The 6,656-nt window shown below is 68.9% G+C and carries 6 protein-coding genes, 1 tRNA gene and 1 pseudogene; 5 read left to right on the forward strand and 3 right to left on the reverse strand.

Features of this window, described 5'->3' with window-relative positions:
* Positions 1-85: 85 nt before the first annotated feature.
* The 4 genes and pseudogenes from BN11_RS15145 to BN11_RS15160 all read left to right on the forward strand — a co-directional run.
* Positions 86-511: pseudogene (locus BN11_RS15145) on the forward strand (ISL3 family transposase); the annotation flags it as partial.
* Between the two features lie 296 nt (positions 512-807).
* The gene (locus tag BN11_RS15150; protein WP_048699056.1) at positions 808-1,038 is read left to right on the forward strand and encodes a hypothetical protein; all 231 of its coding nucleotides are present in this window, start codon (positions 808-810) and stop codon (positions 1,036-1,038) included.
* A 131-nt stretch (positions 1,039-1,169) separates the two neighbouring features.
* On the forward strand, positions 1,170-2,144 hold the full coding sequence (locus BN11_RS15155) for a site-specific integrase (RefSeq protein ID WP_157044193.1): 975 nt from the start codon (positions 1,170-1,172) through the stop codon (positions 2,142-2,144).
* Positions 2,145-2,212: 68 nt separating this feature from the next.
* On the forward strand, positions 2,213-3,769 hold the full coding sequence (locus BN11_RS15160; protein ID WP_048699063.1) for a hypothetical protein: 1,557 nt from the start codon (positions 2,213-2,215) through the stop codon (positions 3,767-3,769).
* A gap of 230 nt (positions 3,770-3,999) precedes the next feature.
* Here BN11_RS15160 and BN11_RS15165 read toward each other — a convergent pair.
* Positions 4,000-4,082: transfer RNA gene (locus BN11_RS15165), tRNA-Leu, on the reverse strand.
* A gap of 342 nt (positions 4,083-4,424) precedes the next feature.
* Here BN11_RS15165 and BN11_RS15175 point away from each other — a divergent pair.
* The gene (locus tag BN11_RS15175; protein ID WP_048699068.1) at positions 4,425-4,790 is read left to right on the forward strand and encodes a hypothetical protein; all 366 of its coding nucleotides are present in this window, start codon (positions 4,425-4,427) and stop codon (positions 4,788-4,790) included.
* 15 nt (positions 4,791-4,805) lie between these two features.
* Here the strand turns inward: BN11_RS15175 and BN11_RS15180 are convergent, their stop codons facing one another.
* On the reverse strand, positions 4,806-5,300 hold the full coding sequence (locus tag BN11_RS15180; RefSeq protein WP_048701630.1) for a metallophosphoesterase family protein: 495 nt from the start codon (positions 5,298-5,300) through the stop codon (positions 4,806-4,808).
* A gap of 119 nt (positions 5,301-5,419) precedes the next feature.
* Positions 5,420-6,656, reverse strand: a 1,237-nt coding sequence (locus tag BN11_RS15185; RefSeq protein ID WP_048699070.1) for an LLM class flavin-dependent oxidoreductase, incomplete at its 5' end; no start/stop codon positions are given.

Consider the following 6,656-nt stretch of genomic DNA (forward strand, 5'->3'; position numbering starts at 1 on the left):
TCCGCAACCTGACCAACTACATCGCCCGCAGCCTCCTCGAGACCGGCGGCTTCAGACCCCGACTACACCCTCGATTGGGATGAGCCTCTATAGGGTCCGGAACATCCTGCGCGCTGGCCGGGAGAACCTCACCGAGCGCCAACACGCACGCCTCGAGCAGGCGTGGGCGGCGGACGACCGACATGTCGAGGTCGAAGTCGCCTGGCTGTGCGCCCAACAAGTCCGCGACTGCTACCACCAAGCCAGCCACGCCGCCGGACGAGCCATCGCCGAGAAGGTCTTGGCCTCCTTCATGACCTGCCCGATCCCGCAGGTCAAGCGCCTCGGGAAGACGTTGAACCAGTGGCGTCGGGAGTTACTTGGCTACTTCGATACCGACGGCGCCAACAACGGCGGCACCGAAGCCGTCAACGGCCTCATCGAACTCCACCGACCCATCGCCCGCGGCTTCAGAAACCTCGAGAACTACCGACTCCGGATGCTCCTGATCGGCGGCGGCCTCAACCTATGACCCCACACTCAACGGCGAAGAGCCTGATTGGGCCGCAGCTTGGGCCGAAATGTGCAACAAGTTGCTGCACATTTGGCAACAGGTCGTTGCCGAATCGGGACCGCAGCGATGGGCTGGCGTGGCTTCGTGGCGTCGCGCGACCGAAGTCCCTACTCTGGATTCAGCCACACGGTTCACCGTGGGGGTCAGCCACTCGTCAGGGCAGCCGCCCTGTGGCGCCGGAGATCCAACCCGCCCTCCGTGATGGACGGACTGACCAACCGTTCGACGTGAGTCGACGTCGGTTGGAGAAGCGGGTGAAGGACACCAGCAAGCGCATCGAGTTGCCGCCTGCCCGCACTGGGCGGCCGGCTTCGCACCCTCGCCGCTACGCCCCGGATGAGCTCGTGCGCTTCGATGCACGGATCCCTGCCCGGCTCGCGAAGCAGCTCTATGACGTCGCCCTGACCGACGGCCGATCCGTGACGGCCGTCCATGCCGACCTCCTGGCCGCCGCCCTCGAGTGTCGCGGGGCCGCGATGGAGTGAGCCGCTCGGCGCAGGACGCCGACATGCGAAAGGCCCAGAGCGCCAACTCCGGACCTCGTCGCGAATCGCTTCAGCGAGTAGCGAGCTCGCTGCCTTCATTCACCTGCGCAGCACCCTGAGGGGGTACTTCTATGTCTTCAACACGTCCAGAGTGCTCTTCTGGAACTGAGAACGTCAACCGCCACGCCGACGACGAGGGCTCGCGGTCCGCGGTCTTCAACTACGTGCCCTACGCGATCCCCAAGGGAGAGTGGGCGCCCGTCGCGGACTTCACGCGTGAGTCCGTGCTGATGGTGCATCCCCGCAGCACCCGCCACGCGATTGAGGCGATGCGCACCGTGTCGCAGTTCGTCGTCTGGGCGCACCGCCAGGGATTCCCGCTCGACCGGGACCGGATGTTCACCCCCGACGCGGTGGAGCGGTACATCCTGGTCGGCGCAGCCCACCTCTCGGTCTCGTCACGTGCGACTCGGCGCTCAGACCTTCGACGCTTCTCACGCCAGATCACGGTCAAGGCGCCGTGGACACCGGGGCCAGCCCCGTTGCGACAGAGCAAGACCACCCGACCCTTCACAGCGGATGAAATCGCCCGGCTGTGGGAGATCGCCAACAGTCAGAGCACTCAGATCCGCCGTCGGCGCTTCACCGGGTGCTTGGCCCTCGGGCTCGGCGCGGGACTGCACCCCCAAGAACTCTGGAGAGCCAACGTCGGCGATCTGGCGGACATGCACGGCTTCCTCTGCGTCAGAGTGCCCGGTGGTCCTCATCCGCGCGTCGTCCCGATCACCGCACCCAACGACACGATCCTCGCCGCGTTCCTGGGCGAACCACCGGACGCACCGATCTTGGCGTATCGGCCGCGGAAGTGGGACCGCTCCCCATTCCACGAGATGCTCGCGAAGGCGGACATCCCGCCAGGATGCCCGCGCATCACCCCGGCCCGCTTGCGCGTCACGTGGATGGTCCAGCACCTCACCCACGGCATGTCGATGGCCGGCTTGACTCGGATCGCTGGCCTGACGTCCTGGCGGTCGTATCAGGCACTCGAGCAGTTCGTCCCGCAACCCGATGACCGTGAGCTGTTCGCCCAGGCGGTCCGCCGGTGAGCAGACCGCGACGACCTCCGAACGCGGGAACTCCGCGGCGGAGTTCGGACGCCACGCAAGCCAACCCGATGACGGACGAGCAGCGCATCGCGCGAGCCGTCGCCGTCGCCAACAGCAACATCGCCACGAAGATCTGCGTGGCCGCGGAGCAGAGGACCGGACGACCTCGGCTCATCCCGCTGTCGGGAGTCCTCGCGGCGTACATCTTCCACGCCAGCGACCAGCCTCACTCGATGACGACCTCCGGCGTGTGCCGGACCGTGAGGAAGCTCAAACCGGGCAAGCGAGCGGCACTGGGAATCCCGAAGCGCATGCAGGTCAAGTACAAGCGGATGCATTCGGGGTGGCTCGCGATCCGTCGCGTGGTTGAGCACGGAGTCCTCGTCGACCACGATCACGACCTCGACGTCGACCTGGACACGGGCGAGGTCTTCTCCTGCCCCGAGGGCTGCCCCTTCGAGCAGGTCAGCCTCGACCAACTGGCCACGCTGCTCATCCAGGCCAGTCTCCCACCAGAGTTCGAGCGGCCAACCGTCGTCGCCATCGACGGCACCGACGTCGAGAGCGTCGCCCGTGCCCACGACAAGAAGATCAACAGCGACGGCCGCAGCTTCTACTCCTACGATCGCGACGCCCGCTGGGGCCACCGCACCGCCACCAGCCGTCGACCCACCGAGCACTTCTTCGGCTACGAGGCACACCTCGGCACGTATGCCCCCAAGGTCGGCTCCGACCCGGTGCCCCAGCTGGCAGCCGGGCTCACACTGCGCCCTGGCAACCGCGACCGCACGCGAGCCTGCCTCGGCATGGTCGACGCACTGCCCGAGTTCGACGAACTCCTGCTCGACCGCGGCTACACGACCGCCAAAGGAAACAAACTCGCCGGCCCGCTGCGCGATCGCGGCATCACCTTGACCATGGACCTGCACAAGACCCAGCGCGGAGTCCGCCCCGGTCCAGACGCGGGGACGGTGTGGGTCGACGGCAGCCTCTACTCCAGCGCGCTCCCCGAAACCCACCGGGATCTCGAGCCTCCGACATTGGGCATGACAGCCGCCGAGAAGGCGCGACGTCGGGAAGCCTTCGACGCCCGCGAACCCTACCGCTTCGTGCCCCACGCCAAGCGCGAGCCGAACCGTGGCACCCAACGCTTTCGCGGACCGGCCGTCGACGGCCACCCCTTCAAGGTCCGCTGCCCCAACACCCCCGCATCGATTCGGATGCCGCACACCATCCCGACCACGACCTGCACCCCCGGCGAGCCCTGCGGATGCGGCAAGACCCTGACCGTCCCGGACAGCCTGCTCGAACGCGATCGGCAGCACCACCCCTGGCAGTCCACGCGCTGGGCGCTCTCGTTCAACCGGCGCTCCCTCGTCGAAGGCCTCATCGGCATCAACCGCTACCAACGGCTGAGCGTCAACCGCGGCTTCTTCCGACAGACCGGACTGGTCGCGACCGCCCTGCTCATGGCCGTCACCCTGATCGGGCACAACCTCGTCAGCCTCCACGCGTGGCACACCACACGCGGCCGACCCGAACCGTGGCAGGTCCACCTCGGTGATCCTGTGGACGACCGACCACTCGACAAGGCCACCAGGACCCGCGGCCGAGGCAGACACTAAGGCGACTGACCGGCCCAGCCCGAACCAAATCAGCAAGCACGGAGCCCGGCGCCAGCCTGCCCGGAAACGGCCCCGAGACAGCGAAACCGGCCCCACGGCATACCCAATCGGCGCCAGGGGAGGGGTCGAAGACCAGCACGACCCTCGGAACGACGAAACTCCCGGCCAGATCACATCCGGCCGGGAGTTTCGGGAAACCGAATCGGGTAGTTCAGGGAACTACCCCAGAGTGCGCAAGGGGGGATTTGAACCCCCACGCCCGTAAGGACACTGCCACCTGAAGACAGCGCGTCTGCCGTTCCGCCACTTGCGCGTAGCTGTCATAGTGTGCGGCATCGCCCCACCGAGGAGCAAACCGGCTCCCGGAGGACGCGACCCCAGCGCAGGTGATCGCACACTCCCGCCCCACGGACAAGCTGCGCCGGGTCATGCTGGACGGATCCAGGAGGGTATGAGGTTCGCCGGCGGGCCGTCGCGGCCTTGCTCCTCGCGGGGACCGTCGCGGTCGCGGGGGCGTGCAACGGCAAGGACCACGGGCAGGACGCCGTCGAGACCCGCCTGACCGCACTCGACGGCGTCGACACGGTGTCCGCCCACGCTGGATTCGAGTTCCCCGAGTCCCTCGACATCACCCTCGACGCCCGAGCACGTCGACATGGTGCTCGACGAGCTTCCGCGCCTGACCGATAAGTCCTGGCTGCCCGCGGACTGGACCGCCGCCAAGTACGGCGTGCAGCGACCGAATGGCACCCGCCACCCGGATGAGCTGCGCGGCAGCATCACCTACCTCGGCCATATCGACACCAGCCAAATCGCGCGGGATTGGATGAGCGCCGGCGACGCGATGACGGGCGCCGTCGTGATCTTCTACCTCGAGCCCGAGAAGACCGTGCAGTACGTCGTTCTCGGCGCCGACGACGCGACCGTCGCCGCTGATACCGCTGCCGCGCAAAATAATCCGCTGCTGACCGACGCGACGATTCGTCGCCGCGGAGACTCCGACGACCGCTGGCCCAACTGAACACACCCCAACCGGTCAGCCCGGCAAGGGCACGATCTCGTGTCGCACGACCACCCCGTCGGCAAGCTGCAGCACCCCATACGTCCCCGCCGGCTGCCGCCAGCGATCCGTCAGCGACCCCGGGTTGAACAGGTGCACCCCGTCCTCGACCCCGTCGAACGGAATGTGCGAGTGCCCGAACACCACCAGATCCGCGTCGGGGAACCGGCGCCGCATACGACGCCCCCTGCCCTGCCGCGCGCCCGAGTCGTGAATCATCGCCACCCGCACCCCGCCCAGCACCAGCTCGAGAGTCTCGGGCGCACCCCACGCGGCCACCGCCGGCCCGTCGTTGTTGCCGAGCACGACGTGCACCGGCGCGAACCCGGCGAGCGCGTCCAGCACGTCCGGCGTGCACACATCCCCCGCGTGCAGGATCACCTCCGCCCGCGACAGCGGCGCGTACAGCCCCTCGGGAATGCCCTTCCACCGCCGCGGCGCGTGCGTATCGGCCAAGACCACAACTTGCATGGGCTCAGTCTCCCCCGACGACATGGCCCGACCCAGGGCGCGGCGACAAGCTCAGCGCGCACGCCGTGCCGCGTGCCCTCGGCGCGCGCCACACGCACGCGAGAGGATGCCCCAGGCGGTCACCCGAACCCGTGCGCGGCGAGCGGCGCGAGAAGCTGCCGCTCCTCATACGACAAATGCGACAGCAGCGCATCGGTCAACAGGTCCAGCGCGCCGGACAGCTCGGCGAGGGCGGGCGGCATACCGTCCGCGGTGACCATCGCGACCAGCGCCTCATCGAGCCGCTCCAGCAGGTCGTGGATGACCTCGTGCTCGCGTTCGAGGCGGTCGATGACCGGCGCGAGGCCAGGCTCGGCGCGCCGCAGGTGCGGGAAGATGCTGCGGTCCTCGAGGGTGTGGTGGCCGGTGAGGATCCGGCAGTACGCCGCGCAATACGCCCCGAGCGTCCAGTTGTTCTGCCGCAGCGTCATCGTATTGATCGCCGAGCGCGCCGACCCGATTCCCATTGCGCCAGAACGCACTTGGGCGACGATTTCGCGGATCTGGGTCAGCTCGCTGCGCAGGTGGTCGTGGACGTCGACCAGGTGCGCGGCGGTCGCCTCCTCGTGCGCTGTGTACTCCCGCTCGGGCATCGCGAAGGCCGGCCGGTCGTCCTCCGCCCAGGCCTGTTCGCGGGCGAGCCGCTCCCCGGAGTCGGGGGTGGGCCGGACCCCGAGGCTGGTATGCCGCGGCCTCCCCTCCCCCGGCTCGCTCGGCTCGGCCGGTGGGTTGCCTTGGGGGGCAACGCTTCCCGGTATGCCGCCCGGCTCGCTCCTCGTCGCGGCTCGGGCGCGTTCGGCCTCGACGAGGTCGCGGACGGCGGGGGCGACCTCCTGGGCGAAGGTCGCGAGGGCGCGGGGGTCGTCGCTGCCGAGGATGTAGGTGGCCATGCCCTGGGTGAGGGTGAGGTCGGCGAGTTGCTCGGCCCAGTCTCTCGGGGTGCCTTGGAGGAAACCCGTTGCGGCGCCGAAGGATCCGACGATGTTGTAGGCGCGGCGCACCGACTCCGGGGCGCGGCCGGCGGCGATCGTGGCCTCGTCGATGACGGCGTTCATGTCCGCGAGGGCGGGCGGATCGGCATACCCCATCGACGGGATCCAGACGTCGGCGAGGCGGCCGGTGACGCGCAGCATGCGCGGCTTGTAGGCGCCGAGCCAGAGGGGGATCTCGTGCGCCGGGGTGGGGCCGGCGCGCAGGCCGACGGTGCGGTAGTGCGTGCCGTCGTGGCGGACGGTGCCGCCGGTCCAGAACGCGCGCAGGATCTCGATGGCTTCGATGAGGGCGTCGACGGCGTCCTTGGGGGTGCGGCGCGGGCCG

Source organism: Nostocoides australiense Ben110 (assembly GCF_001050535.1).
Lineage (GTDB): Bacteria > Actinomycetota > Actinomycetes > Actinomycetales > Dermatophilaceae > Nostocoides_A > Nostocoides_A australiense.